This is a genomic window from Halobacteriovorax sp. (assembly GCF_041587335.1).
GTDB lineage: Bacteria > Bdellovibrionota > Bacteriovoracia > Bacteriovoracales > Bacteriovoracaceae > Halobacteriovorax.
Genome location: NZ_JBFGYP010000004.1, coordinates 35,332 through 60,080, shown reverse-complemented (window position 1 = coordinate 60,080; position 24,749 = coordinate 35,332). Strand labels below are relative to the sequence as shown.

Genomic DNA, 24,749 nt, shown 5'->3' with positions numbered 1-24,749 from the left:
TAAGCATTGAAAAAAAGCAAAGAGTCTAAGCCTTCCAACTGTAATGATTTCCATTCCAAAGATAACTCCCGCCCATGGAGTTCCTATGGCGGCCCCAAGTCCAGCTCCAGATCCTGCGATCAGAAGAACTTTTCTTTCATAAGCGGTTAGTTTAATAAATTTAGATATATGATCCGAGAGAGTTCCCCCCATTTGAACTGCAGTACCCTCTCTTCCGGCCGAGCCTCCAAAGAGGTGAGTGATAAGTGTTCCAAATAAAACAAATGGCACCATTCTTAAAGGAATTATCTTCTTAGGGTTATGGATTTCATCAAGTATCAGATTATTTCCTCTGTCAGATTCCTTCCCGTACTCATGATATATGTATCCAATGAAAAATCCGGCAAATGGCAGTAGGTATATAAGAGTCAAGTTAGAGATTCTAGTCTCTGTACTTAAAGAGAGGAGTACTAGAAAAATAGAAGAGCTTATTCCCGCAAGAAGTCCTGAAATAGAGCTGAGAAAGATCCATCTGAAATATTTATGTATAATTGATTTCATTATTTATAACCTTTTATTCATTATAGTGTCTAAGAGATATAGCTGACAATAGCACTTTAATTGAAAGTTATTGTTTGAAAAAATTCATTTCTTAAAACCAAATAGTTTGTTCTAATTTAAGAATGAGAAAAAATACAATAATAACATTTTTAATGGCCATAGCTTTATCTTCCACTGTAGGTGCTAGTGAGTTTAACTGTAATATTAAAATTAATAATGAAGATGTTCATAACACTTCATTTGAGGTGGGCAAAGGTGAGAAGGTCCAGTTTGCAGATTCTCCAAGCTTGAAGTTCTCTCTAAAGTCCATGGCAAAGAATAGGTTTGAACTTGAGGCCTTTGATTTAGTTGTTCCTTCAAGAACTTACGCTATTGGAAGACTTAAAGACCGTGGTGATGACCTGACTTATAGCCTTTGGACTAGAGAATCTCTTATAGATGTAAAATGTGAATTAAAATAGTCAGGTAATTCTTTCTTGAGTCAATTTTCATTTAAAACTTCACTCCATAAATTCCGTTAAGTCTTTGAATACTAAACGGAGGGTTCATGAAGTTATATTTACTAGTTTTTGCACTTATTTTTACGAGCTGTTCTATGAGGATAGAAAATAAGGTAATAGACTGGGAAGAATTAGCTCACTTAAATGGTCATCACTATGATGAGGATACAAGACCTGAGACACCTCTTAGAGGGCCTTCAGCAATTTCTAAAGAGTTGATTGAAGTCGATACTTGTAAAGATCAAACAGATGAAGAGATTCGTAATCTTGATAGCATGATTCTTAAATTTGATGGAAAAATCAATGAACCTCAAGATTATGAGCACACTCTAGATGGACTACAGAGGTTTATTGAAGATAGTGGACTAACAAAGTACTTTACGGCTAAAGAAATGGTTAAAGCAAATAGTCAGTCGATTGCTAAGAGTTGTAATTATACAAATCTTCTCCCAAGTCGATGTCGTTGGAAGTCAGCAGTGGCGCAAGGGCTTCTTGCTGTAGAACTTAGAAAAGAAATAAATAAAGATGCTAAAGCAAAGTCTGGTATCAGTCTTCGTAACTGGTGGCGACCATCGTGTTACAACTCTAAGGTTGGTGGTGCAAAGTCGAGTGATCATATCCAAGCGAGAGGCTTTGACCTAGACTTCAAAACTCCTAAGCAAAGAGCAATTGCCCAGGCATACTTGTGTAAAATGTACAAAGAGGGAAGTCCGTTAAGTCTACAAGTTGGAATTGGATGCCAAACTCTTCATATCGGAGTCGGATCACCAAAGAGACTATCGAGATACCCTAAAGATGGCTCTAGGTTTTGGAAATATGGCTCTTTAGGTAGATGCTCGATAAAGAGAATTTCTACTGATGACTGCTGGAAGCAGGGTCGTGATGGAAAGCTCTATATCCACACTGAAAATGAAGGGGCCGGAGTACTCTAGAACAGATACTTTTTTCAACTACCTTTAAATATCCTTCATTTATATGTACTTTTCAAAGTCATATAAATGGGGGGAAAGATGAAAATACTATCATTGTTGATATTGGCAAGTTATCTAAGTACAGCTTCAGCTTCAGTTAATTATAAGTCTAAGAAAACAACCTCATGGAATATCTCAAATACATCATGGAACTTAAGCTTTGAAAAAGAATATTCTGAGTTCATTGCAAGAATTGGAAAAGCTAAAAAGGCTGGACTTTGCAGTACAACTGATGAGTGTTTAAGAAGTCCAAAGGCCAACCCTAAGTACTCAGCATTAAATCCCACTGCTTTAAAATCAATATTTGCTGACTGTGCTGACTTACCCTATATATTGCGAGCATACTTTAGTTGGATGAATGATCTTCCATTCTCATATCCAAATGCTCTTCTCCCTGCCGATTGGTTCAGTGAGGAGAATCAAGAGATTTTGAATGAAATAAAAGAGCTTCAAATAGAGCTATCTAATGCTGGTTTTATTCGAAGACGTTTCATAAAAGCAAAAATAAAAAAGTTAAGAAAAGAGCTTAATGGTGGAAGCCGTAAAGTTCCAGACCTTAGGTACAATGCCAGTGGAAATGTTATTAAAAGCAAAGTCTTTGTTAAAAATGGAGATGATGTAAATACTATTTTTAGAAATATCAGCAATAGTATTTCGACTGCTTCATTTAGAACAAAAGCATCAGAGTCCGGAGATACAAAAAACTTCCGCGATACTTACCCCGTAAGAATAGATAGAGACTCTATAAAACCTGGAACAATTCTCTACGACCCAAATGGACATATAGGAGTTGTTTATGAGGTAACTCCTAATGGAAAAATACATCTCATTGATGCTCACCCAGACAATTCATTAACAGCAATTACTTATGGTGAAAAGTTCTCAAGAACTTCAGTCAAAATTGGTGGAGGCTTCTCTAATTGGAGACCTTTTTCTTATGAGGATTCTCAAGTTAATTTTAAAACAAATGAAGAGCTTGAAGATTATGACCTATCTCAATACCAAAAGAGTAAGGACTTTACTTTTAACGGAAAGGTAATGAGTTTCTACGAATACGTAAGAAATAAACTCTCAATTGGTAACCTTGTCTATGAGCCAGTTAAAGAGCTTAGAGAACTTTTAGGTGAATTGTGTTACGAGTTTCAGGAGAGAAAATTATCTGTGGATAAAGCTATCGCTTCTGGAATTAACAAGCAGGCACATCCCTCTACTTTACCGAGTAATATATATGGAACAGATGGAGACTGGGAAACTTACTCTACTCCTTCTAGAGACGCACGTCTTAAGGCCTCAATTCGTGAGGGGAGAGATCTTGTTAAGAAAATGATTATCTTAGACTCTAAAAGAGATCCGGCTCTTCTCTACAGTGGAGCAGACCTTAGAAGCGATCTTGAGCTTACTTACAACCAAGAAGTAAAGAAATGTTCAGTTTCAGTTGAATCGTCAATAAATATTAACATTCAGATGAACCTACATGAAATGCTAACATCTATTTATAAGCAATCCTTTGATCCTTACCATTGTATTGAGTTAAGGTGGGGACTTACAAGCGAAGAAAACCTAAAGAACTGCCAAGATTCTAAAGATAAATTGGATTGGTACCAAGAAGAACAGGGGCTTAGAAATACAATTGATAGAGATTATTCTCTAAAGATGGATTTCTCTCTTTTTGAGTTGGGAAATGCAGAGATTTCGCTAGTTGAGCAGGAGAATATTTCTATCTTAAATGCGCTAAAATAGCTCAATATTCTTTACTTTTTCCTAACTATATTTTATTGTATAGCATGAGGTCTTTAGTTGCTTTTTTATTTTATATTGCCAGTTTAAGTTCCTTTTCAGTGGATTTAGAGATTGCTGTTTCTTCAACTGAGCTTGGCGGAGTGAATGAAGAGTTAATCAGGTCGATAATCTCCTGCACAACTAAGACACCAAAATCAAAAATTAGCATTCATAGACTCCCAAGTCTTCGTGGCAAACAAGAATTCTTAAATAAATCTACCGATGGTTATTATCCCACAACTTTCAATCCTCGTAAGAAGCAAGATGGTCTTTTTCCTTTGTATATTGATGAAGTTTTAATGGTAAGTCTTAAGAACATCACTTCAAAGAATATCTCTCTTGGGCTAGTTCAAGGTGATAATACTCACTACTTGAAAAGACTTAAGAATTATCATCTCACATTTTCAGTTTTAAACTCTAATACTCTCTTGAGAGGGCTTATCGACAGAAGAGCTGAGGCCATAATTATCAAGCGCTCTGATATACCTCCTTCTTTCTCCCTTGAAGGTTATGACTTAACATCCTTAGAGTTTGTAGAGTCTGGTATAGAGTTAAATTCACGCTTTTATAAAAAAGTAAAAATGTCTCGAAAAGAGGTAAGTCATAATTATACCGAGTGTTTACAAAAAATTAACTTCAATCTCAAGTATGAGAAGAAGGTCGTGCTGGCCGATAAATTACTCACAGACGTTGCTAATATACAAAGAGCGCTGAACCTAAAAAGAAGGAGTATTCCTTCTATAAAAGAAAGAGACAATATCTGGAAAAGTCAAAATCAAGACGAAGAGTTTATTCAAAAGGTTTTACAGAGTAAGGAAAGTCGAGAATTAAGAGACGTTCTTTCTGGAATGGACTTTGTGACAGAAGCATTTGTGTTTAACTACCAAGGGGCAATTCTTGGAGGTTTAGCTAGAACGAGTGATTTTGATCAGTCCGATGAAAAGAAGTATAGACTAGTTAAATATCAAAATACTTTTAGTCAGAAAAATATAACAGATATTTACTTTGACCCTTCTGCCGGAGTATTTCAAATTGGCATAATGATTAGACTTGAAGATAATAAAGGTCGATTTGCTGGTGGAGTGTATATAGGGGCCAATATTAATAAAATATTAACCCACTACAATATTAATTAAAATCTTTGCACGACCAGTTCTTAGAGTGGATATCGTGAGAAGGGATTCTAGCAAATGCAGAATAATTACCATCACTGGCCTGCATAACCTTATCTATTCTTATTCTGAAGTTACCTGTCGTATAGGTTTGAACTTTTCCATCATATTTTGAAAGTAAATTCACTTTCTTAAAGTATGAATTGATTCTCCCATCTTTTAGAGTATTAATTTTTATTTCATGAAAGACTCTCTTATTACCAAATCTTGACTGAAGTATATATGCATCATCAACAGGAGAGTTGTGATTCAAACTAACACAGCGGTAGAGAGCTTTTCGGTTTGGCTTAAGGCCAGCATACGCAGGTTGAAGTAAACTTATTGTAAGTATCGCTAGTAATGATTTCATATTTTCTTCTCCATGTTTTTGTATATTATATCAGTGATTGAAAAAGAGGTGAGGTTAGAAAAATATTCGTTGACGCGCAAGGTCTTAGAGGTGTCGATTTAGTTGTTTCCAATTATCAATAAGAACCCTAAAATAAGGTAAATACTTATTTTGGAGTCTTCATTGAAGAATATTACTAAGCTTATCTTCTTCTTCCTCATATTTTCGACAAATGTCTTTGCCGAAAATAAGTGTGTAAGAAGTGAGATCAATTCATTAAATGATACTGTTATTGGAAATATCCAACAGAGAAAAGTTGGAATAAAAAATGTCCTCGAAGGTAGAGGTGGTGACAGTTCATTAATTTGGAATGTCTTTGGTCATAATTTCGATTATTTAAAAACTAATCAATATATCAAGAATCTAGAAATCATAAATAAAGACTCAAAAGGGATATCTCCTGAGTATGAGTTTCTCTCTAATTGTCTAAAAGAACTCAAACTTACAAGAAAGTATAATAACCTAGTTAAACTTTCTAGAGAGTATAATAATTTAAAAATTGATCTCTTAAAAAAGAACTTATTATTAAATAATACAATTAAACTAAGTATTGACTCTAATAGCGCAATCCCTTCACTCGCGAAAGAAATAAATGATGAGTACTCAAAGCTTCAGTCTTTAAAAAGAGAAATAGAGAAAGACCTTGCAAGAAATGAGTCTAAAGTAATTGAGGAGGACTCATCTAAAGAGGTTACTTTCTATAAGAACTCATTACTTAAATTGAAGCTAGAGCTTTTAAAAGTAAAGGGTCTTTACAATAGAAATTTACAACAGAAAATTGAATACTTTAATCTAAAATCTCTAAAACTAGCCAACTTATCGTCAACGTATAATGAAAGTGATGTTCAAGCTATTGAATCCCACTTTATTGAAGTTGAAAAAATCTGGAAAGAAGTTACGAGACAGAATTTCTATGATCTTATTAAAAGCGTTCTTATTTTTGATCTTCCAAAAATACCTGAATCATTTACTGGAGAAGTTAGTGATTCAGAAGAGCTAAGAAAAGATAGAGCAAGTCTCATTAGTTTCAGAAAGGAAACTATTTCAGACCTAACAAAAAAGAAAGAAGAAGAGCTTAAGCTTTTAAATAATTTACTCATTCAAATAAATTCACTTCGAAGTAATTATTATAATAAAATTAGTTTTGAGTTTCTTTCGGGGCGTATATTTACTTATTCATATTTTGGGTCTCTTAAAAATGAAGTCTATGCATCACCTTATAGAGTTTTAAATTATATTTATTCAAAATATTTATTTGTAAATGAAAAGGTATCTTTGGGTAGAGAGGGGATTACGAGTCTAAGCTTAATTATTCTCAAGTATATATTTATAATTCTTTCTTTGTTGAGCCTAAGACTCGTTCTTAATAAAGCTCATGGTTATCTAGATAGAAAAAATAGAAGTTTAATTAACCGTAGAAATAGAGCAAAGGTCTACCGCTATCTAACAACAATTTGGAATAAGCATAGCGAGAACTTTCTTAGTATTTCTTGGCTTATCATTTTGTCGTGTATTTCTTACTTCAAGCTACTTGAGAATATTTCAATTATTTTAGATATTTGTATTGTTTTCATAATTGCTAAGACAATTAGATCAATAGTCATACTCTTTTTGAGTTCAGTTTCTTTAATTGATACGAGAAACTATAAGAACTTTAGAGAGAAGGCCGAGGACACTGCGGGAAGATTTGCAACAATCTACCTTGTCTATTCATTGATCATGGTATTTTTAAATCTAACTGTTGGGAAAGTATATATTTACTCAATAGTTAAGGTCATCGCTATTTTATATTCTTTTTACCAGGTTATGGAGGCTTCCTCGACATGGTCAGATGAATTTAATAAGTACACGGAGAAGAAGTTCTCAGGTGTAATTGTTGATAAAATTGAAAGATTCTATAAGTTTCTTCCTAAAAAGCTACAAGCAATATTTAGTTTGATATTCATTTCTATATTAACGAGTATGGATATTTTTATAAAAGCAACTGAGAACTTTGCAATATCCAAAAAGATATCAGCTAACTTATTTAAAAAACAAATTGAAAGTGTAGAAGTAGAAGATGGTGCTGATGAAAAAATTCCTCTGGAGTATAAAGACAAGTTTTCTTTTAAGTCTCTAGAGCTTGAAGACCACTATGTAGACCACACTCAAGAGATTGAAGCAGGTATTAAAGAAGAAGTTGTAGAGTGGCTTGAAGGAAAGTCTGAAGAGCACTCGGTCGTTGTTCATGGAGACAAGGGGATAGGGAAGACGACTCTTTTAAAAAAAGTGATCAAAGATTTAGGTAGTGAACATGGAGAAAATTTAAATTTTATCTATACAAAAGTTCCTTCTAAAACAATCGATAAAGATAAGGCATTCAAGTTTATTGAAGAGTCTCTAGGGTTTGAAGAGGAAGGATCATTTGATCTTTATAGACTCGATAAGAAACTTGAGAAAAAAACAGTACTTGTAATTGATGAAGCTCAAAACTTATTCCTTTCACACACTAAAGGGTTCTCTGCATATAACGCTCTTATTAATATGATTAACCTAAGCACTGAAAATATCTTCTGGGTACTTTCATTCAATAAGTATAGCTGGCTTTACTTAGATCGAGCATTTGGTCGTAGTCAATTCTTTAGAAATATATTTGCTTTAAAGGGCTGGGATGACAATGCAATCAAAGATCTTATTTTAAAGAGACACAAAAGTAGTACCTATAAGCTATCATATGATTTACTTATAAATGCTACCAGGTCACAAGATGAGATGGATCGCTATACAACTATTGAAGCTAAGTTCTTTAAACTTCTCTGGGAATTATCTCGAGGTAATCCAAGGGCGGCTCTCTACTTGTGGATGACGTCACTATCAAAGAGAAATTCAAAAACGTTTAATGTTCATATCCCTAAAGATGCTGACTTAGATAGCTTAGATAAACTTGGTGATGATATTTTCTTTGTTGTGGCAGATGTTTTAAAGCATGAGAACTTATCTCCTTCAGAGATTGAGAGCACTACTAACTTGCCAAAAGGGATTGTAAGAAACGCAATTAAAGTGGGACAAGAAAGAAATTTCTTTTTCAAAGATGAACAAGGGAGATATATGATTGAAATATCTTCTCAATACGGTCTTATCAAGTATTTAAGATCAAAGAACTTTATATATGGAAACTGATATTGGTAATATGGTATTTACTTTTTTTAAAGTAGATAAGATTTTTCTTTTTATATTCCTAATTGCGTTAATTGTACTTTTCATTCGATTGGTTAATTTATGGTCTGAAAAGTTTCAAGAGAAACTCTCTGGTAGACGTCTACTCATTCTACAGATTACTACAGTTTTCTCTTTTGCCACATACTTAATAGGTACTCTAGGAGCTTTTTACTTTGTTTTTAGACCTTCTAAAGAGCTTCTTCTAACTGTTGGTGGATCTGCTGCTGTAGCATTTGGTTTTGCTTTAAAAGATCTTGTTGGGTCTGTGATCGCTGGCTTTATTTTACTTTTTGATAGACCATTCCAAGTGGGGGACAGAGTTACTTATGCAGATAGCTACGGTGAAATTAAAAGCATTGGTCTAAGATCTGTAAAGCTTCAAACTTTGAATGATGATACTGTCACAATTCCAAACTCTAAGTTTCTTACTGATACTGTTGCTAGTGGAAATAGTGGTGCATTAGATATGATGATAGTTACACCATTTTATATTTCTATCCACGAAGATTTAGACCACGTTAAACATCTACTTCATGAGGTTGTGATTACGAGTCGGTTCGTTTTTCTTGAAAAGCCAGTTATTATAACTTTTGAAGAAACTCCAATATCAAATGACTTTGTTATCAAAGTAAATGTTAAGGCCTATGTACTAGACGTTAAATTTGAAAAATCATTTCTTACTGATATTACAATTAGAGGAAGTAAAATCCTTAGAGAGAATGGGATTAAAAGACCTAACTCTACTGTTATAAATTCTCCGATAGAATCAGTATAGAAGCTATAAAACTTGGCATAACAGGATGACTAACCTTAAGGTATCCTTGATACTGGGACATATGTCCTGGTTTTTTTTATGGTATTTTATAATTTATTTTCTTAATAAATTCCATACTTTATATACAGAAATTAAAGAGGACATTAAAGTTTCCATTTAGGGCCATATTCCTTCCCTCCAATTCTTAAGAAATCCCCATACTCTACCCGAAGGGAAGATAAATATTTAATATGGAGAAATAAATGAGTGCAGCTTTAAAAAATGTAGAAGAATTCAAAAACGAGCTTAGTCATGACCTGCTTTCGGCCTACCAAGCTGTTGATAGAGTTCTTTGCGTAATAGAGCTTCTACCTTCTGGGGATATAAGTAATGCTAATGAGAACTTCTTAAATCTTCTAGGTTATCACTCAGTAGATGATATTAAAGGAAAGCATCATAGAGTTTTATGTGAAGAAGAGTATGTTAGCTCATTAGAATATAAAAGCTTTTGGAATGAGCTTAGAAAGGGTGAACCTTACCTCGGTGAGTATCTTTTCAAAGGTGCCAACGGTTTAGATAAGTGGGTTCAGTGTACTTATAGCCCAATTATTAATGACAAAGGTGATGTCACAAAAATCATTGCTTTTACTAGAGACATAAGTTCATTAAAAAGTAATATACAAGAGCTTGAGGGGAAGATGAATGCTATCTCAAAGTCGCAAGCTGTAATCGAGTTTAATCTTGATGGTTCAATAATTTCTGCCAATGAAAATTTTCTTACGACTGTTGGATATAAGTTAGATGATATTATAGGTCAGCATCATAGAATTTTTTGTGACAAGGATTATGCTAGCTCTTTAGAGTATAGTGATTTTTGGGAAAAGCTTAAAGCTGGAAGATTTGATTCAGGTGAATACAAGAGGCTTGGACGAGACGGGAAAGAGATCTGGATTCAAGCAACATATAATCCAATTTATGGACAAGATGGTAAACCGTATAAGGTTGTAAAGTTCGCGACAGACATTACTGATACAAAATTAGTAAATGCAGATTTTGAAGGAAAGATAGATGCTATTTCTAAAGCTCAAGCAGTTATCGAGTTTAATCTAGATGGAACTATTATATCTGCGAATGAAAATTTTCTTTCGACAGTAAACTATGAACATGGTGAAATCGAAGGTCGTCATCACAGTCTCTTTTGTGAGGAAGAGTTCGCAAGCTCATCAGACTATAAAGCGTTCTGGGAAAAACTCAGAAACGGTGAATTTCAAACTGGTGAGTATAAGAGATTAGGTAAGGGTGGTAAAGAGGTTTGGATCCAGGCATCATATAATCCAATTTTTGATATGGAGGGGAAGCCATTTAAAGTTGTTAAGTATGCAACGAACGTAACTGATGAAAAGTTAAGAAATGCGGAGTTTGAAGGAAAAATTAATGCTATTTCTAAAGCTCAAGCAGTAATTGAATTCAACCTTGATGGAACCATATTAAATGCTAATGATAACTTTCTAGAAACATTAGGTTATGAACTTTCTGAAATTGAAGGAAAGCATCACCGAATCTTTTGCGAAGATGGATTTAGCTCGTCCCGTGAATATAGTGCCTTTTGGGATAAGTTAAATAGAGGTGAATTTCAATCAGGAGAGTATAAGAGAATTGCGAAGAATGGCAGAGAGGTATGGATTCAAGCATCGTATAATCCAATATTAGATATGGATGGCAGACCATTTAAAGTCGTTAAATTTGCTACAAATATAACAGCTGAAAAGTTAAAGGCTGAAGCTATAAGTAAATCTCAAGCAGTAATTGAATTTGATTTAAATGGAAATATACAAAATGCTAACGAGAATTTCCTTAAAACTGTCGGTTATAGTCTAGATGAGATTATAGGAAAACATCATAGATTATTTTGTGATAGCGAATACACTAAAACACCAGAGTATGAAAACTTTTGGAGTGATCTAAGAAGAGGTAACCCAAATAGTGGCAGATTTAAAAGATTTGATAAAGACAAGAATGTAGTATGGCTACAGGCCACTTATAATCCTAGTTTTGATAATATGGGAGTACCTTGTGGGGTAACCAAATTTGGCTCGGATATAAGTATGCAAGTAGAAGTAGAGGAAACAGTTTCTAAGTTATCTGAAGAGTTTACTAACAGCACTAGAGATATATCGAATAAATCATCAGATGTAGCAACTGGTGCTCAGGCGCTTGGAGCAACCACTGAAGAGATGAATGCTTCGATTGAAGAACTTACAGCATCGATAAATGCTATTGCTGAAAACTCAAAGAATACTGACAGTGTTGCTAAAGTAACGCACGATGAAGCAGAAGCAGGTGCTCTGGCCATTGCAAAGGCAATAGAGTCTATGGATTTAATAAGTAAGTCATCAGAAGATATAAGTGAAATAGTAAAAGTTATAAGTGAAATAGCTAATCAAACAAATCTATTGGCATTCAATGCTGCAATAGAAGCAGCTAGGGCCGGAGAGCATGGTTTAGGATTCTCTGTTGTTGCTGATGAAGTTCGTAAATTGGCGGAGAGATCTTCGCAGGCCACGAAAGAAATTTCAAAACTAATTAATGAAAGTGTGAAAAGAGTATCTCACGGAAGTGAAATTTCAAAACAAGCTGGCGCGGCATTCGATAAAATTGTTGAAGGAGTTAATAAGACAACTCAGGCCATCTCGGAAGTGTCTTGTGCAGCTGAAGAGCAGTTAACTGCAGCAAAAGAGATAAGTACAGCGATTCAAGAAGTTGCAGAGCAGGCAGAAGTCTCTGCAGCAGCTTCAGAATCTATAGCGAGTGCAACTCGAGATCTATCTACTGGCGCTGAAGATCTTAAAATTACTGTTGATAAGTTTAAAGTAGCATAGCTATGGCACTTGTTATTGAAGAACTAGATATTGATACTCTTAGAGAAGTGATCTCACTTGTTCATAGCGCTACAGGGATTTCTATACCTGAGCACAAGAAAACAATGATTAAGAGGAGACTCTCTTCGAGGCTTAGGTCGCATTCGATAACAAGTTTTAAAGAGTATTTGTCACTTGTGAAGAAAGATAATAATGAACTTGTTCACTTTATAAATATGGTGACAACAAATGAGACGAATTTTTTTAGAACGGATAGGGTATGGGAATATTTTGAACAAATATTTCTCACTGACTTTTTAAAACATAGTGCAGGTAAAACCTTGAAGATGTGGTCTGCTGCTTCTTCTACGGGAGAAGAGGGCTACAGTCTGGCCATGAGCTGTGAAGAGTTTAAACAAGAGCATAAATGTCAGTTGAATTATAATGTTCTAGGAACGGATATTGCTAGCAGTGTTGTCTCTCATGCTGAATGTGGAAAGTATGAAGGTCGAAATATTGATAACCTAAGAAAGAAGAACCCTTATAGACTTGAAAAGTATTTTAGAGAAAAAGATGGCTTATATAGTATCTCACCATCTTTAAAATCTAATACGTCATTCAAGGTGCATAACCTTTTTAAGGTTTTAGATGAGCCTGGTAGTTTTGATATTATTTTCTTAAGAAATGTTCTCATATATTTTACTCCTGTAGATCAAGAAATAGTAATTCAAAACATAGAAAAAAAACTTTCACCAGAAGGGATTTTAGTTATAGGAGAGTCTGAGTCTTTATCAAGATTAGATACAAAACTAAAGTTTGTGTCTCCATTAGTTTACAAAAAGTGTAGTTGATGGAAAGGGAAATCATAAGAGTTAAGATTGGAGAGGTGAAGGTAGGGCATCGTACGCAACTACTTAAGACAACTCTTGGTTCATGTATTGGCATATCAATATATGACACTGTTAAAAAGAAGTGTGCTCTGGCCCACTGTCTCTTGCCTGAAAGTGATGAGAACTTAGGTATAGGTGCAAGATATGTAAACCAAGCAATAGAGTCATTATTTGCTTTAATGAAGGTTCGTGATCGTGATCAAAAAGAGTTTATTATCTCTTACGCGGGAGGAGCTAATATGATGTCTCAAATACAGCTAGAATCTAGTAATAAGATAGGAAATAAAAACTTAGATGCTATTAGAAGCATTTTAAAAAAATATAAATTTAAGGTGAGAGAGCTTGATTGTGGAGATACTTTCGGTAGACAAATGTCCATCGACTGTACTGATGGAAAAGTCATAGTCTCAAGACTTTTGAATGGATAGAGTATGGATAACTTGAAAATTAGTGATGATATTGTAGAAGCGGTAAGTGAAAGACTCATTTTTGGTTCTTTTGTTGTTGGAAGACTAGAGGTGGCAGTAGATGTTGCTCTTGTCCAGGAGGTCGTAAACTATCCTGAGACATTTACTAAGATGCCCCTGTCTAGTTCATGCCTTGAGGGGATATTTAGCCTTAGAGGCGCGATCATACCAATTTTAAATTTGAAGAGCTTATTAGGCCTTGGCAATAGTGAAATCATTGGAAGTGAGAAGATTGCAATCGTAGACTGCGATGGAGCCAAGATTGGACTTGTATTTGACTCTACTTCTGAAATTTTAAGAATTAATCAATCTGATATTCTTTCGTCCAATCCATCAAAGGGACAAGAGGGTTATATGTCCGGTTGTATAAAGCTAGATCAAGATTCACGAATCTTAAATATTTTAGACATTAAAAGCTTAGTCAGTATTGCTAACTTAAATGATATTCTAACGAAGCAAAAAATATCCTCTGGAATCCTTACTCATAAAGAATTTCAACGAAACTTGAAGAAATGTATTGTTTTCACTGTAGGAAGTCTAAAGCTGAGCTTTGAAATAAATGGTATTAATGAGGTTATTAAAGTTTCTGAATTGAAGGGAAGTCATATTCAATGTGAGTTATGTTTAGGCATGGTAGAGTTAAGAGGATTAGTCATCCCAATTATTGATGTCAATAATCTCCTAGAGGGAGAAGGATACAGCGAAAGCTCAATTGAAAATCAAAGAATTATTATTCTTAAGAGTGAAGGTGTTTCTTTGGGGCTATTAGTAGACTCTGTACAAAATATTCAGCCTTTTTCAGATGGTGACTTATTACCTATACCTATTCTTAGAGAGAAGCATAAAGAGATCTTTGTGGGATGCATATCAAGTGAATCTAGTGAAGATGTTATTTTAATAAATCATGAAACAATTTTAGCTCATAATGAAATTGTCGAAATATCAAAAGGACATGATCTCATTTATAATAAAGACTATAAAGATGTTAACTCTGTTAGAAAAAAGGTTATTAATCAATCTTTTATATCTTTTAGAATTAATGACTTATATGGACTTGAAATAAGTGAGATTAAAGAAATCATAAATTATTCAGAAGATATAATTCCATCACCTGGTTCATCACCACTTATAAAAGGTATGCTCAATTTGAGAGGGGATGTCATAACAATTGTGGATGCTAGGGAGATGTTCTCTATCGATCGCATTGATTTAGACTTCCAAAAATCTAAAATTCTTATTTTTGAGGCAAAGTCTAAATTAGTAGGACTCGTAGTAGACTCATTAGAAAGTATAATCACTATTGATATAAATTCAAAATTAGTTCTTCCAAGTATTGTGACTCGAGATTTAGAGAAAAGACTCGGTGACGATTTAAAGGAAGTTATCTCATTCAAAAAAAATGACGATCTAGACACTGTTTTAACTATTTTAAACCTAGAGAATATTGCATTGCGCTTTTAAATTTGAGTTAATCTTATGGTATGAAACTCTCATTATTTAGGAGAGTTTCATGTTTAAAATATTAATACCATTTATATTGATTCAGTTTTCTTTTGCATCCTCTATCCCTGAGAATGACCTTTTACGTCCCGTGTTGGAAAAATCAGATGAGCAGAAAGAGAATTTCTTTCGCTTAGTAGGAAGCGTTGAAAGAGCGTATAGAGAAGATATTGAGTCCTATGGAAAAACTCTTGTTGTTACTAGTGATTGGGAAGATCCAAAAGTGAATGCCTCTGCTTGGAAAAAAGGTGTTGAGTATAACTTTAAAATCTATGGTGGTCTCTACCGCTTTGAGCCCGTAACTGACGATGCGTTCCTACTTGTTGCTTGTCATGAAGTAGGACATCTTATTGGAGGAGCTCCAACCTATAAACCTTTTAATAATGCCAGCTCTGAGGGACAGGCCGATTATTTTTCTGTTTCTAAATGTTTTAGAAGAGTCATAAGAGGTGAGGACCACGAGAGTGTGATAGGAAATACCCCTTTAAGCCCTCTAGCTCTATCTGAGTGCGCTGAAAGCTTTGCTACTAATAGTGAGCAATATCTAATATGCCTAAGGACTTCTGTAGCGATTGTGGCCATGGCCAAGACTATTAAAGCAATCTCTGATATCCCTGAAGTTCCACAAATCGATACTCCAGATCCCTATGTAAGAATGTTCATTATTTTTAATGGCTATCCAAACCCTCAATGTCGAATAGATACACTTTTTGCTGGAAGCTTATGCCAAGTTTCCTCTGATGTAGAAAATGATTTTGATCTTCTACTCTATAATCAGGGGAATTGTTCGGTTGAAGGTGGTGACACAAGAGGGCTTCGTCCACTGTGCTGGTATGTTCCAAGAAGTGATATTCAAGAGTAACGCTAAGGGTAATATTGCAAGTGCGCGTTGAGTCTATTGATTATTTCGATAAAATCGGGCACTTTAGAGTGTTCAATCTTGGCATTGTTCAACTAGTTATGGGACAATCTCCTTAATATTAATAGATAAAGGATTAACAATGGCAGAAGAGAAAGGATTAAAGAAACCAGTTAAGTTAAAGTCTGAGCTAGCAGCAATGCTTAATGCAACAGAACTTCCAAGAACTGAAATCACAAAGAAACTTTGGGATTATATTAAAGCTAATAAACTTCAAACAAAAACTGAAAATGGTGCAGCTGAGAATGCTGGAAAGTATATCGTTGCTGATTCTACTTTACTTCCAATTTTCAAAAACACGAAGTCTACTAGTAAGTCAGGTAAATTAACTGACCTTACAAATATGAAAGAAGGCGAAACTATCAACATGATGCAAATGGCAGCTGTTGTTGGTGCAAATATCGAAAAATAATATTTTTCTTAGCGCCTTAGGGCGCTAGTTTTTTTTTCCTTTCCGTATTTCTTCCAAACTTCATCTAACTTTCCATTTTTACGTAAGTTATCAATCAAGCTATTCATTTCGCTCGTTGTAGGATGATTATCTTTTCTCACTAGGATTGTATGACGATAGACTTGGTCAAACTTTTTACTCACTAAAATTTTATCTCTAAATTTAGGATTTTGATTTAAGAATAAATTCAAATATGATTTAGTCACAATTGCAATAGTGGGCTCTTTTCGAGTCACCACATTCTTAATATTATCCTCATGGTTATTACCAAGTCTCATATTGAAATACTTTGAGAGATAATCTTTGTCTGTCACCAGATTTGCAAATTGGTAGTGATAGCCTACTATTCCAAGGATAGTTTTACCTTTAAATGTTGAAAAGAATGTCTCATCTCTATCAGGTTGGGCCTTGGCAATAAAAACTTCCCCACCATTTAGAATGACTTTAGTTGGCTCAATAGGTTCTTCTTGCCAGCCCCAAATGATATTTTCAAAGAATATTAAATCATACTTTTTCTTATTGAAGTCTAAGTATCTTCTTTTTGCTGAAGTAGGCTTAAATGTAAATTGATACTTCTCTTGGAATTGATTAAGTGCATTTATTAAGTCTATGGTCATTCCGGAGGGAGCATTGTTTTTTAGAATAACAAATGGAGGAAACTCATATCCACCAACAATAACTTCTTTCTTTGCGAAAGTTGATATAGTTAGGATCATAGACATTAGAAGTATTAAAGATTTAGTTTTCATAGCTGACTATTGTAGCAGAGTTTAATATATTGTGTAAGTGTGTCGCTTGCAGCTAAGTAGGGGATGGTTTAAAGTAATATTAATTATTAGCATTAGAATATTGAGGAAAAGTTGAACTTTTTAGATGAGAAGATATTAAATTATTCAATTGAGAAATCAACATGTCCAGGAGAGGTCTGTAATGATCTTGAAGTTTATACTAAAGAGAACCATCCTCTTCATAGAATGATCTGTGGGAAGCTTGAGGCCTCTCTTTTAAAGTTTTTAATTAGTTTATCTGGTGCAAGTGAAGTTTTAGAGTTAGGAACATTTACAGGCTATTCTGCTCTGGCCATGGCAGAATCACTCCCTGATGGCGGAAGAGTTACAACGATTGATAAAAATAAGAAGATCTCTACTATATCAAATGAATTTTGGAAAAAGTCTGAGCACGGAGCTAAAATTAATCAATTATTTGGCGACGGACTAGAGGTTCTATCAACCCTTAAGTCTAAGTTTGACTTAGTCTTCATTGATGCTGATAAAAGAAATTATCAGGCGTACTTTGATAAGTGTTTAGAGTTATTAAATGAGAATGGTCTTATAGTCGTAGATAACGTCCTTTGGTCAGGCCGAGTTGTACCAGGCTTTAATGACGATCTAGAAGAGGATAAGAGTACTAAGTATCTTATGGACTTCAATGATTATATTGAAAGTCGTAATGATTTAGTTAAAACTTTATTACCGATTAGAGATGGTATTTATCTTATAAAAAAGGGTTAGAGAATGACGACATATATAGTTAAAAATGATGAGAGAGTTGTAGACACTCATAGTAAGGTATTTGCTTATATTCTTTGGGCATTTGGGTTTACAGGTGTTCATAGGTTTTACTTTGGTAAACAAATTACTGGAACTATTTGGCTTTTTACAGGTGGAGTCTTTGGAATAGGGTGGATTGTTGATGCTTTTCTTATTCCTGAAATGGATGATGAGGCAGATATCACATTTTGGGATGGAGATATTCAATATACTATTGCTTGGATACTACTTCTTCTATTAGGAGTGTTTGGGTTTCACCGCTTCTATATGGGAAAGATTGGTACAGGCTTAATTTATTTACTGACAGGGGGAATATTCGGAATAGGTATTCTCTATGATCTATGGACTCTCAATGAACAAATAAACGATGTAAACGTGACTCTTAGAAAGAGTCACATAGGTTAATATGATTGCCCGGCTTGAAAACACCAAACAGGCCGGCTGCTTTTATCTTATTACACCAATAGTGATCTTTATCCTTAAAAGTTTTTTTAAATTTAGATTTAAAACCTAGGAATCCTACTTTAAAAGGCATGTCATACTTTGATTCAAAAATGATATCAGCGTTCTCCATATACTCTTCTCTAAAGTCTTGTAGAAGGGATATTGTTTTTTCTTTTGCTTCTTTTGAGTAGATGTACTTAATTTCAACAGACATAGGTTTTCTTAATCCAATCTCTTTTGATAATTCTAAGAATTCAGAAAGTGTCGGTATCTTTTGATCAGGATGATCTGTTAGATGAAGAGTTTGTAGTTGGTCGTAGGTTAGCTGATGTATCTTTATTAGATTGAACTTCTTTTTTAAGTATGACACATTATTCTCTTCATATATTCTTTCTAACGCCTGAAGATTTTGCTTTTTATTTACCATTCTTCTAATTGTTTTATCGTGAAAGACTACCAATCTTCCATCTTTAGTCTCTTGAATATCAAACTCTAAATAAAGAAAGTTCTCATCAAACTGTAACTCATTTAAAGAGTGCTCTAGTGCTGTTAAAGAATTTTCTGGTAAATGACTATAATACTCTTTCTTGCCACCACCAGCTCTGTGACCTAAGTTTTTTGCAAAAATATTCGTAGAAATTAGTAGAAATACCAGTATGACTTTTTTCAAAAATAAACTCCCTTTTATATGGAAGCCTATCGGACTTTGAATTACTTTTCTAAAATAAAATAAGGCTACTGCCTTTCTAGGGGGAGAAAAGGCAGTAGCTATATAGACATTAGTTTCCTAATGTATAAGCATTATGAATAGATTCAATTAATTTTCCAAATTGTACTGCTGAGATTTCGCCTTCTCTTGCCATCTCTCCGAACTCTAATGACTCAATTGACTGAACTCTTGAACAAACGTCTTTACCTAAATCTCTAGTAATTTCATTCGCTGCAAATCTGATGAACTCATCTTCAGAGTTTAAATTTATCATTTCACTACAAGGAGCATCTTGATAGAAATCAATAGATTTTGAAGTTTCAACATTTGCTGATACGCTGGCAATGCTTGTAAATGCAGCAGCTAACAGAATTAACTTTTTCATACCTGATCCCTTTTGTTTGGTAATTTATTTGTTTTATATTAAGCAACTTTGAGGCCAAGAATTTGAATGGGGAATAAGGTACTTATAGATTAGAAGCTGTTAATTAGATAACAACTGTCAAAATTATAGTCATTTTAAAGAGATTTATTGTCTTGAGTGTTGACGAAAACTGGAGACTGAAAATAAAATAGAAACTTAAACTTTTACATGAGGTAAGAAATGGCTAAGAAAAAAGCAACTAAGAAGGCAGCACCTAAAAAGAAGGCAGCAGCTAAGAAAAAAGAAATGTTAATCGTTGGTTCTAAAACTAAGGAAGCACTTAAAGGGAAAGGGTACAATGTATCTTCTGACACTCTTGAAGCAATGAATGAATATGTATACTGGCTTGTTGATCAAGCACAAAAGAAATGTACTGCAAATGGTAGAAAAACTATCAGACCATACGATATCTTGGCCTAGTTACAGCTACTTATGGGGAGGCCCTCTCCCCATTTTATTTAGCAATCTTAACTTAACAATAATTTAATATAAATTCTTAATATTTCAATCTAGCTTAACTGATACACTCCGATAAGAAGTTATAAGGAGTTATCATGAATTTAAAAATTAGGCTAATCCTGTGTTTCCTCTTAGTTGGAATCATCCCATTTGCTATATCAAGTTATATTGCTGTGGATAGAAGTAGTGATGCGCTAGTAAAAGGTGTTCATGAGAAAATTGATGCTACAAAAAGTTTAAAGATAGATCAACTCACCAATCTATACTCAAGGTGGTACTCCAATGCTGAACTATTGGCAGCATCTAGAAAGCTACAAGATATTTTTGTAAGGGCAGATGAATCTGGATGGGACTCAGTCTCTAAGTATAAAGATTATTTTTTAGGAGTTAGTAAGAACACTCACTTTGAAGACTTGTTCTTTGTTACAGATGAGGGAAAGATAATTGGTGCCGTAAAGAATGAAGCTCTTATTAATAGCAGTATGGATCAATTTCTAAATACTCCTCTTTACAAGGCGTGGAATAAAACAAAATTAAATGAAGAAGAGTTGGCCGTTTCATACTCTTCTTTAGAGAAATACTCTGCCCTTGATGGTAAGCACCAATCATTTCTAGTGGTAAAGTTTGCAAACAACTCTTCTGCAAGAGGAAGGTGGGATGCTGGAGCTAGTATTGGATCTATTATTTTAATGTTACCAAATGAAGAAATTGATAAGATTGCAAATAATAGAGTAGGGATGGGAGAAACCGGAGAAACCTACTTTGTTGTAAAAAAAGAAAATGGTGAAACTATCTATGCTTCAAATAGAGTTGTAAAAAATGGACCTATTGGAAAAGTAAAGAAGGGATCAACAATTGCAAAAATCTTCAATGATAAGAAAGATTTTGATATTACGAAAGTAGGATCTACTGGAGTGACTGAGATCGCTTATGCATCATACTTTACCTTCAATGAAGTAGAGTTATCAATGCTTATCACTCAATCTCAAGATGAAGCTCTAGCTTCTATATCTGCCTTTGAAAAGTTAATAGGAATTCTTTCAATAGTTTTTTGTATCGCTATTTTTATCGTAGCTTCATTTATTGGAAATACAATTTCTAAACCTATTTTAGCAATTAGTAATAAACTTTTTAAAAATGCAGAAGATGTATCAGGTGCGTCTAAAAGTATTGCTGTATCAAGTTCTAGATTATCTTCTGCTACAACAGAGCAAGCGGCAGGCCTTCAGGAAACAGTGTCATCGGTTGATGAGATTAGTGCAATGATTGACCGTAATACAGAGGCATCTAATGAGTCGAAGGCTGCATCCGAAGAAAGCAGAAAAGTTGCTGAGGACGGTAAGAGAACAATTGATGAAATGATTAAGGCGATTGAAGATATTAGTGAAAGTAACTCTCAAATTACTGGAGAGATGAGTGAGTCAAATAAAAGAATTGCAGATATAATTAAATTAATTAAAGAGATTGGTGAAAAGACAAATGTCATCAATGATATTGTGTTTCAAACAAAACTCCTATCGTTCAATGCTTCGGTTGAAGCTGCTAGAGCGGGGGAGCATGGAAAAGGCTTTGCAGTTGTAGCAGAAGAAGTTGGAAATCTTGCGAATATGTCTGGGAAAGCTGCTGAAGAGATATCTGAAATGTTAGATGGAAGTGTAAAGACTGTTGAGGATATTATTACAAGTACTTCAGAGAAGGTGGATGGACTTATCTCTAAAGGAAAGTCTACTGTTGATAGAGGGGCTAGCTTAGCAACTAAGTGTGGTGAAGCTCTTGATCAAATTGTAGGAAATGTATCTCGAGTAAATAGTCAAGTTACTGAAATAGCCAATGCCTCAACTGAGCAGTCTCTTGGAGTTCAAGAGATTAATGCGGCAATGAAACAATTAGACGAGGTAACACACTTAAATAATCAAATTTCTAATGAAACAAATAATCAAGCTGACGTTCTTGAAGGACAGTCAAAAATATTATTTGAAGAAGTTATTAAGTTAATGAGTGTTGTAAATGGTAAGTCTGATAAAAAAGAAGCTATCATTGATAAGAATAATGATGATGGTGAGGATGATACACCTGATTCTTTTGATATGGCAGCTTAGCTTATTTCGAAGATAGATTGACGTTATGTTTAGTGAGTTCCTATAATAATATTATTAGGAGCTCACAATGAAAAAAATAATATATATTCTTGTTTTTATAATTACTTCTTGTTCAACCTCAAAGAAAGTTACAATGCTTACGGAGCAAGACAAAGAGTCTAAGGCCTTAAAGTTTCCTAAAGCTCTCACATCTACAATCAATAATGGTGCGGTAAAGAAAGTGCAATTTATTTACCCGTTTCAACATATAAATGCAAAACTCTTTTGTGCTGGAAATGAAGTCGCTCTTGGTACTCCTCAGGATGGTCTAGTTACAGTTTACGTTTCTTCTTCTAGGCATAAGAACACTGGTAGCTTTTGGTGTGAGTATCGTTTTGTTGTAAACAAGATTGAGAAGAAAGTCGCTGTTGCAAAATTTAATATTATTGATTCAAAGTACCCTCTAAGAAGATTAACTGTTGCTAAGAAGTACGCTCAATTGGATGCAGAAACGCTTGAGAGATGGAAGAAAGAATCAGCTCATACTGCAAAGGTATACTCATCAGCAATAAAAGACAGAGCTTTATTTGAAAAGCCTTTTGTAAAGCCACTTAATTCTAAGATAACAGCAACCTATGGATCAAAGAGAGTCTTCAATGATATGAAAAACTCTTGGCATTCAGGAATTGACTTTAGAGCACGCCCTGGCACAAAGATTCCTGCTGCAAATAGGGGAAAGGTTGTTCTTGCAAGACATCACTTCTTTACTGGTAAAACAGTTATTCTAGACCACGGGATGGGGATTATGACAATGTACTGTCACCTAAGCGAGTTCAAAGTGGAAGAGGGAGATATTGTCCCTCAAGGTGGAGTATTAGCACTCTCTGGTAACACGGGAAGATCTAGTGGCCCACACCTTCACTGGGGTGTGAGAGTTAATGGACACTGGATAAATGGCTTTTCAATGCTTAAAGAAGGTATTTAATTTAGAACTTTATAATTAAATATGTTCCAGAAAAAAGCAAAAAGACACCGAGAAGTCTGTAGAGATTAATTGTTTTGATTGGTAGCCCTAGTACTCCGTAGTGGTCTAAGACTAAGCTCATTAATAATTGCCCTGCTATTATTAGTGAGATCCAAGCTGTCGATCCAAGTTTTGGTACACCTACTATTGCTGCAAATACGAAACAACTTCCAATCAATCCTCCAGATAGTAATATAGGGCTAAATGAACTCAATTGTGCAATTGATGGAAATTTAACTGGCCCAAAGAGCATAAATAATAGAAACACTAAGAATCCACCACCAAAAGATATAAGTGCTGCTATCAAAGGGTGTCCTACTTCTGAAGATAGTTTTGCGTTAATGATTGCCTGGAATGGTACAGCGAGTCCTGCACAAATTCCTAATATTGAAAAATATATTTTATCCATAATAATGATCCTTTTAAATATACTCTCACTTAGAACTTAGTATTGAAATAGAATAGTACTTGCTTCTAGTAAAAGTTATGAGAAAATAGAGTTATAAATTTCTGGAGTTTAAATGTCTATCAATCTGATCCTTCTTTGTTTAATTATTTTTTCCTTAGTTCTCATTATAAAAAAACTGTATTTAGACACAACTTCAAGTGACAACAGGGAAAGTCTTTATCAATTCAAAGAGCAAATAGTCGAAAAACTCAATGATGATTCTTTAAAAAAACAACAAGACCTATATGAATTTAAGAGTGACCTCTTTCAACAGCAGCAGGAGAGTATGCTTGGCCTTCATAAAATCATTGAGTCTAGGTTAGATACTATATCCAATAAGGTCCAAGAAGACTTAGAAAAGGGATTTAAGAAGTCTAATGAAACTTTTCAGGGAGTTATTGAAAGGCTTGCAAAAATAGACGAAGCGCAAAAGAAGATAGAATCCCTCTCTACAAATGTTGTTTCTCTACAGGATGTTCTAACTGATAAAAAGAGCAGGGGAATCTTTGGGGAAGTACAGCTCAGTAATCTATTGAGCTCAGTCTTTGGAGATAAAAATGAAAAAGTCTATAAAACTCAACATCTTCTTGGTAATGGTAAAATTGTTGATGCGGCCCTCTTTCTTCCAGATCCAATAGGCCTCATCTGTGTAGATTCAAAGTTTCCTCTCGAGAATTATAAGAGATTAGTAAGCGTGACAAGCGACTCTGCTCAAAAGACGTTATTTGCTAAAGAATTCTCAAAGAATGTTAAAAAGCATATTGATGATATAGCCACAAAGTACATAATAACTAATGAGACAGCAGATCAGGCCATACTATTTCTACCTGCAGAGGCCATCTTTGCTGAGATTCATGCCTATCACTCTGAGCTTGTAGAATATGCTAATCAAAAGAAGATATGGTTAGCTTCTCCTACAACTTTTCTTGCAACCCTCACAACTGTTCAAAGTGTATTACTTAATTTAGAGAGAAATAAGTATATGTCTGTCATGCATGAGGAGATTAATAAGTTAGGCGATGAATTCACTCGATATGAAGAGAGATGGAATAAGCTAGCAAAGCATCTTGGAACAGTGAGTAAAGATGTGGATGATATTCATATTACTACGAATAAAATTAGTGGTAGATTTCAAAAAATAATGACTGTAGATATTGAGAATAGTGAATTTTTGTCTCCGAAGGACTAGTCTGGCCATAGATTTTAAGCTATACTGACCTCAGATT

General features: G+C 34.3%; 24 protein-coding genes. 18 read left to right on the top strand and 6 right to left on the bottom strand.

Going from position 1 to position 24,749, the window contains the following annotated elements; all coding sequences use genetic code 11:
• Nucleotides 1-540: chloride channel protein (locus ABX784_RS01560; protein ID WP_372651767.1), on the bottom strand; the 540-nt coding region annotated here is incomplete at its 3' end.
• A 122-nt stretch (nt 541-662) separates the two neighbouring features.
• On the opposite strand from ABX784_RS01560, the gene ABX784_RS01555 reads away from it, so the two are divergent.
• The 4 genes from ABX784_RS01555 (at nt 663) to ABX784_RS01540 (ending at nt 4,926) form a co-directional block, all read left to right on the top strand.
• Nucleotides 663-1,001, top strand: coding sequence for a hypothetical protein (locus ABX784_RS01555; RefSeq protein WP_372651765.1), 339 nt, complete (start codon nt 663-665; stop codon nt 999-1,001).
• 86 nt (nt 1,002-1,087) lie between these two features.
• Nucleotides 1,088-1,972 (top strand): D-Ala-D-Ala carboxypeptidase family metallohydrolase, encoded by an 885-nt coding sequence (locus ABX784_RS01550; protein ID WP_372651763.1) that lies wholly within the window; start codon nt 1,088-1,090, stop codon nt 1,970-1,972.
• 78 nt (nt 1,973-2,050) lie between these two features.
• A complete protein-coding gene (locus ABX784_RS01545) occupies nt 2,051-3,751 on the top strand; it encodes a hypothetical protein (protein ID WP_372651761.1) in 1,701 nt (566 codons plus the stop codon).
• A gap of 44 nt (nt 3,752-3,795) precedes the next feature.
• A complete protein-coding gene (locus ABX784_RS01540; RefSeq protein ID WP_372651758.1) occupies nt 3,796-4,926 on the top strand; it encodes a PDC sensor domain-containing protein in 1,131 nt (376 codons plus the stop codon).
• Here ABX784_RS01540 and ABX784_RS01535 read toward each other — a convergent pair.
• Nucleotides 4,919-5,311 (bottom strand): hypothetical protein, encoded by a 393-nt coding sequence (locus ABX784_RS01535; RefSeq protein ID WP_372651755.1) that lies wholly within the window; start codon nt 5,309-5,311, stop codon nt 4,919-4,921. The two genes, ABX784_RS01540 and ABX784_RS01535, sit on opposite strands and share 8 nt — an antisense overlap.
• A 162-nt stretch (nt 5,312-5,473) precedes the next feature.
• Between ABX784_RS01535 and ABX784_RS01530 the strand changes: the two genes are divergently transcribed.
• The 8 genes from ABX784_RS01530 (at nt 5,474) to ABX784_RS01495 (ending at nt 16,348) form a co-directional block, all read left to right on the top strand.
• A complete protein-coding gene (locus tag ABX784_RS01530) occupies nt 5,474-8,509 on the top strand; it encodes an AAA family ATPase (protein ID WP_372651753.1) in 3,036 nt (1,011 codons plus the stop codon).
• Complete coding sequence (locus ABX784_RS01525; protein ID WP_372651751.1) at nt 8,499-9,323, top strand: mechanosensitive ion channel family protein; 825 nt, start codon at nt 8,499-8,501, stop codon at nt 9,321-9,323. The genes ABX784_RS01530 and ABX784_RS01525 overlap by 11 nt, the downstream gene beginning before the upstream one ends.
• A gap of 242 nt (nt 9,324-9,565) precedes the next feature.
• On the top strand, nt 9,566-12,181 hold the full coding sequence (locus ABX784_RS01520) for a PAS domain-containing protein (RefSeq protein WP_372651749.1): 2,616 nt from the start codon (nt 9,566-9,568) through the stop codon (nt 12,179-12,181).
• A 2-nt stretch (nt 12,182-12,183) separates the two neighbouring features.
• Complete coding sequence (locus ABX784_RS01515) at nt 12,184-13,011, top strand: protein-glutamate O-methyltransferase CheR (protein ID WP_372651747.1); 828 nt, start codon at nt 12,184-12,186, stop codon at nt 13,009-13,011.
• On the top strand, nt 13,011-13,478 hold the full coding sequence (locus ABX784_RS01510) for a chemotaxis protein CheD (RefSeq protein WP_372651745.1): 468 nt from the start codon (nt 13,011-13,013) through the stop codon (nt 13,476-13,478). Before ABX784_RS01515 ends, ABX784_RS01510 begins: the two co-directional genes overlap by 1 nt.
• Before the next feature lie 3 nt (nt 13,479-13,481).
• Nucleotides 13,482-14,978, top strand: a complete 1,497-nt coding sequence (locus tag ABX784_RS01505) for a chemotaxis protein CheW (RefSeq protein ID WP_372651743.1) — start codon at nt 13,482-13,484, stop codon at nt 14,976-14,978.
• A gap of 49 nt (nt 14,979-15,027) precedes the next feature.
• Nucleotides 15,028-15,879, top strand: coding sequence for a hypothetical protein (locus tag ABX784_RS01500; protein ID WP_372651740.1), 852 nt, complete (start codon nt 15,028-15,030; stop codon nt 15,877-15,879).
• 139 nt (nt 15,880-16,018) lie between these two features.
• Complete coding sequence (locus ABX784_RS01495) at nt 16,019-16,348, top strand: SWIB/MDM2 domain-containing protein (protein ID WP_372651738.1); 330 nt, start codon at nt 16,019-16,021, stop codon at nt 16,346-16,348.
• A gap of 8 nt (nt 16,349-16,356) precedes the next feature.
• Here ABX784_RS01495 and ABX784_RS01490 read toward each other — a convergent pair whose 3' ends face one another.
• A complete protein-coding gene (locus ABX784_RS01490; protein WP_372651736.1) occupies nt 16,357-17,136 on the bottom strand; it encodes a substrate-binding periplasmic protein in 780 nt (259 codons plus the stop codon).
• A gap of 111 nt (nt 17,137-17,247) precedes the next feature.
• Between ABX784_RS01490 and ABX784_RS01485 the strand changes: the two genes are divergently transcribed.
• Both ABX784_RS01485 and ABX784_RS01480 read left to right on the top strand, forming a co-directional pair.
• On the top strand, nt 17,248-17,898 hold the full coding sequence (locus tag ABX784_RS01485) for an O-methyltransferase (protein WP_372651734.1): 651 nt from the start codon (nt 17,248-17,250) through the stop codon (nt 17,896-17,898).
• A 3-nt stretch (nt 17,899-17,901) separates the two neighbouring features.
• A complete protein-coding gene (locus ABX784_RS01480) occupies nt 17,902-18,342 on the top strand; it encodes an NINE protein (RefSeq protein ID WP_372651732.1) in 441 nt (146 codons plus the stop codon).
• On the opposite strand, the gene ABX784_RS01475 is transcribed toward ABX784_RS01480, so the two are convergent.
• Nucleotides 18,320-19,051 carry a glycerophosphodiester phosphodiesterase gene (locus ABX784_RS01475; RefSeq protein WP_372651730.1) on the bottom strand — a complete coding sequence of 244 codons (732 nt, stop codon included), beginning with the start codon at nt 19,049-19,051 and terminating at the stop codon, nt 18,320-18,322. The two genes, ABX784_RS01480 and ABX784_RS01475, sit on opposite strands and share 23 nt — an antisense overlap.
• Nucleotides 19,052-19,160: 109 nt before the next feature.
• Nucleotides 19,161-19,475, bottom strand: a complete 315-nt coding sequence (locus ABX784_RS01470) for a hypothetical protein (RefSeq protein ID WP_372651728.1) — start codon at nt 19,473-19,475, stop codon at nt 19,161-19,163.
• Between the two features lie 219 nt (nt 19,476-19,694).
• Here ABX784_RS01470 and ABX784_RS01465 point away from each other — a divergent pair, with 219 nt between their 5' ends.
• The 3 genes from ABX784_RS01465 (at nt 19,695) to ABX784_RS01455 (ending at nt 23,036) form a co-directional block, all read left to right on the top strand.
• The gene (locus ABX784_RS01465) at nt 19,695-19,934 is read left to right on the top strand and encodes a hypothetical protein (protein WP_372651726.1); all 240 of its coding nucleotides are present in this window, start codon (nt 19,695-19,697) and stop codon (nt 19,932-19,934) included.
• 134 nt (nt 19,935-20,068) lie between these two features.
• A complete protein-coding gene (locus ABX784_RS01460; RefSeq protein ID WP_372651724.1) occupies nt 20,069-22,072 on the top strand; it encodes a methyl-accepting chemotaxis protein in 2,004 nt (667 codons plus the stop codon).
• A gap of 67 nt (nt 22,073-22,139) precedes the next feature.
• Entirely contained in the window at nt 22,140-23,036 is an 897-nt protein-coding gene (locus tag ABX784_RS01455) for a M23 family metallopeptidase (protein WP_372651722.1), read from the top strand.
• A gap of 1 nt (nt 23,037) precedes the next feature.
• Here the strand turns inward: ABX784_RS01455 and ABX784_RS01450 are convergent, their stop codons facing one another.
• The gene (locus tag ABX784_RS01450) at nt 23,038-23,484 is read right to left on the bottom strand and encodes a DMT family transporter (RefSeq protein ID WP_372651720.1); all 447 of its coding nucleotides are present in this window, start codon (nt 23,482-23,484) and stop codon (nt 23,038-23,040) included.
• Between the two features lie 112 nt (nt 23,485-23,596).
• On the opposite strand from ABX784_RS01450, the gene ABX784_RS01445 reads away from it, so the two are divergent.
• Nucleotides 23,597-24,712, top strand: coding sequence for a DNA recombination protein RmuC (locus tag ABX784_RS01445; RefSeq protein ID WP_372651718.1), 1,116 nt, complete (start codon nt 23,597-23,599; stop codon nt 24,710-24,712).
• Nucleotides 24,713-24,749 lie beyond the last annotated feature (37 nt).

What these genes read in the sequence shown, in the direction of transcription:
- ABX784_RS01495 (WP_372651738.1), top strand. Translation starts at nt 16,019, where the DNA reads ATGGCAGAAGAGAAAGGATTAAAGAAACCAGTTAAGTTAAAGTCTGAG.
- ABX784_RS01450 (WP_372651720.1), bottom strand. Translation starts at nt 23,484, where the DNA reads ATGGATAAAATATATTTTTCAATATTAGGAATTTGTGCAGGACTCGCT.
- ABX784_RS01455 (WP_372651722.1), top strand. Translation starts at nt 22,140, where the DNA reads ATGAAAAAAATAATATATATTCTTGTTTTTATAATTACTTCTTGTTCA.
- ABX784_RS01520 (WP_372651749.1), top strand. Translation starts at nt 9,566, where the DNA reads ATGAGTGCAGCTTTAAAAAATGTAGAAGAATTCAAAAACGAGCTTAGT.
- ABX784_RS01445 (WP_372651718.1), top strand. Translation starts at nt 23,597, where the DNA reads ATGTCTATCAATCTGATCCTTCTTTGTTTAATTATTTTTTCCTTAGTT.
- ABX784_RS01465 (WP_372651726.1), top strand. Translation starts at nt 19,695, where the DNA reads ATGGCTAAGAAAAAAGCAACTAAGAAGGCAGCACCTAAAAAGAAGGCA.
- ABX784_RS01505 (WP_372651743.1), top strand. Translation starts at nt 13,482, where the DNA reads ATGGATAACTTGAAAATTAGTGATGATATTGTAGAAGCGGTAAGTGAA.
- ABX784_RS01525 (WP_372651751.1), top strand. Translation starts at nt 8,499, where the DNA reads ATGGAAACTGATATTGGTAATATGGTATTTACTTTTTTTAAAGTAGAT.
- ABX784_RS01535 (WP_372651755.1), bottom strand. Translation starts at nt 5,311, where the DNA reads ATGAAATCATTACTAGCGATACTTACAATAAGTTTACTTCAACCTGCG.
- ABX784_RS01515 (WP_372651747.1), top strand. Translation starts at nt 12,184, where the DNA reads ATGGCACTTGTTATTGAAGAACTAGATATTGATACTCTTAGAGAAGTG.
- ABX784_RS01540 (WP_372651758.1), top strand. Translation starts at nt 3,796, where the DNA reads ATGAGGTCTTTAGTTGCTTTTTTATTTTATATTGCCAGTTTAAGTTCC.
- ABX784_RS01460 (WP_372651724.1), top strand. Translation starts at nt 20,069, where the DNA reads ATGAATTTAAAAATTAGGCTAATCCTGTGTTTCCTCTTAGTTGGAATC.
- ABX784_RS01470 (WP_372651728.1), bottom strand. Translation starts at nt 19,475, where the DNA reads ATGAAAAAGTTAATTCTGTTAGCTGCTGCATTTACAAGCATTGCCAGC.
- ABX784_RS01490 (WP_372651736.1), bottom strand. Translation starts at nt 17,136, where the DNA reads ATGAAAACTAAATCTTTAATACTTCTAATGTCTATGATCCTAACTATA.
- ABX784_RS01555 (WP_372651765.1), top strand. Translation starts at nt 663, where the DNA reads ATGAGAAAAAATACAATAATAACATTTTTAATGGCCATAGCTTTATCT.
- ABX784_RS01480 (WP_372651732.1), top strand. Translation starts at nt 17,902, where the DNA reads ATGACGACATATATAGTTAAAAATGATGAGAGAGTTGTAGACACTCAT.
- ABX784_RS01500 (WP_372651740.1), top strand. Translation starts at nt 15,028, where the DNA reads ATGTTTAAAATATTAATACCATTTATATTGATTCAGTTTTCTTTTGCA.
- ABX784_RS01510 (WP_372651745.1), top strand. Translation starts at nt 13,011, where the DNA reads ATGGAAAGGGAAATCATAAGAGTTAAGATTGGAGAGGTGAAGGTAGGG.
- ABX784_RS01545 (WP_372651761.1), top strand. Translation starts at nt 2,051, where the DNA reads ATGAAAATACTATCATTGTTGATATTGGCAAGTTATCTAAGTACAGCT.
- ABX784_RS01550 (WP_372651763.1), top strand. Translation starts at nt 1,088, where the DNA reads ATGAAGTTATATTTACTAGTTTTTGCACTTATTTTTACGAGCTGTTCT.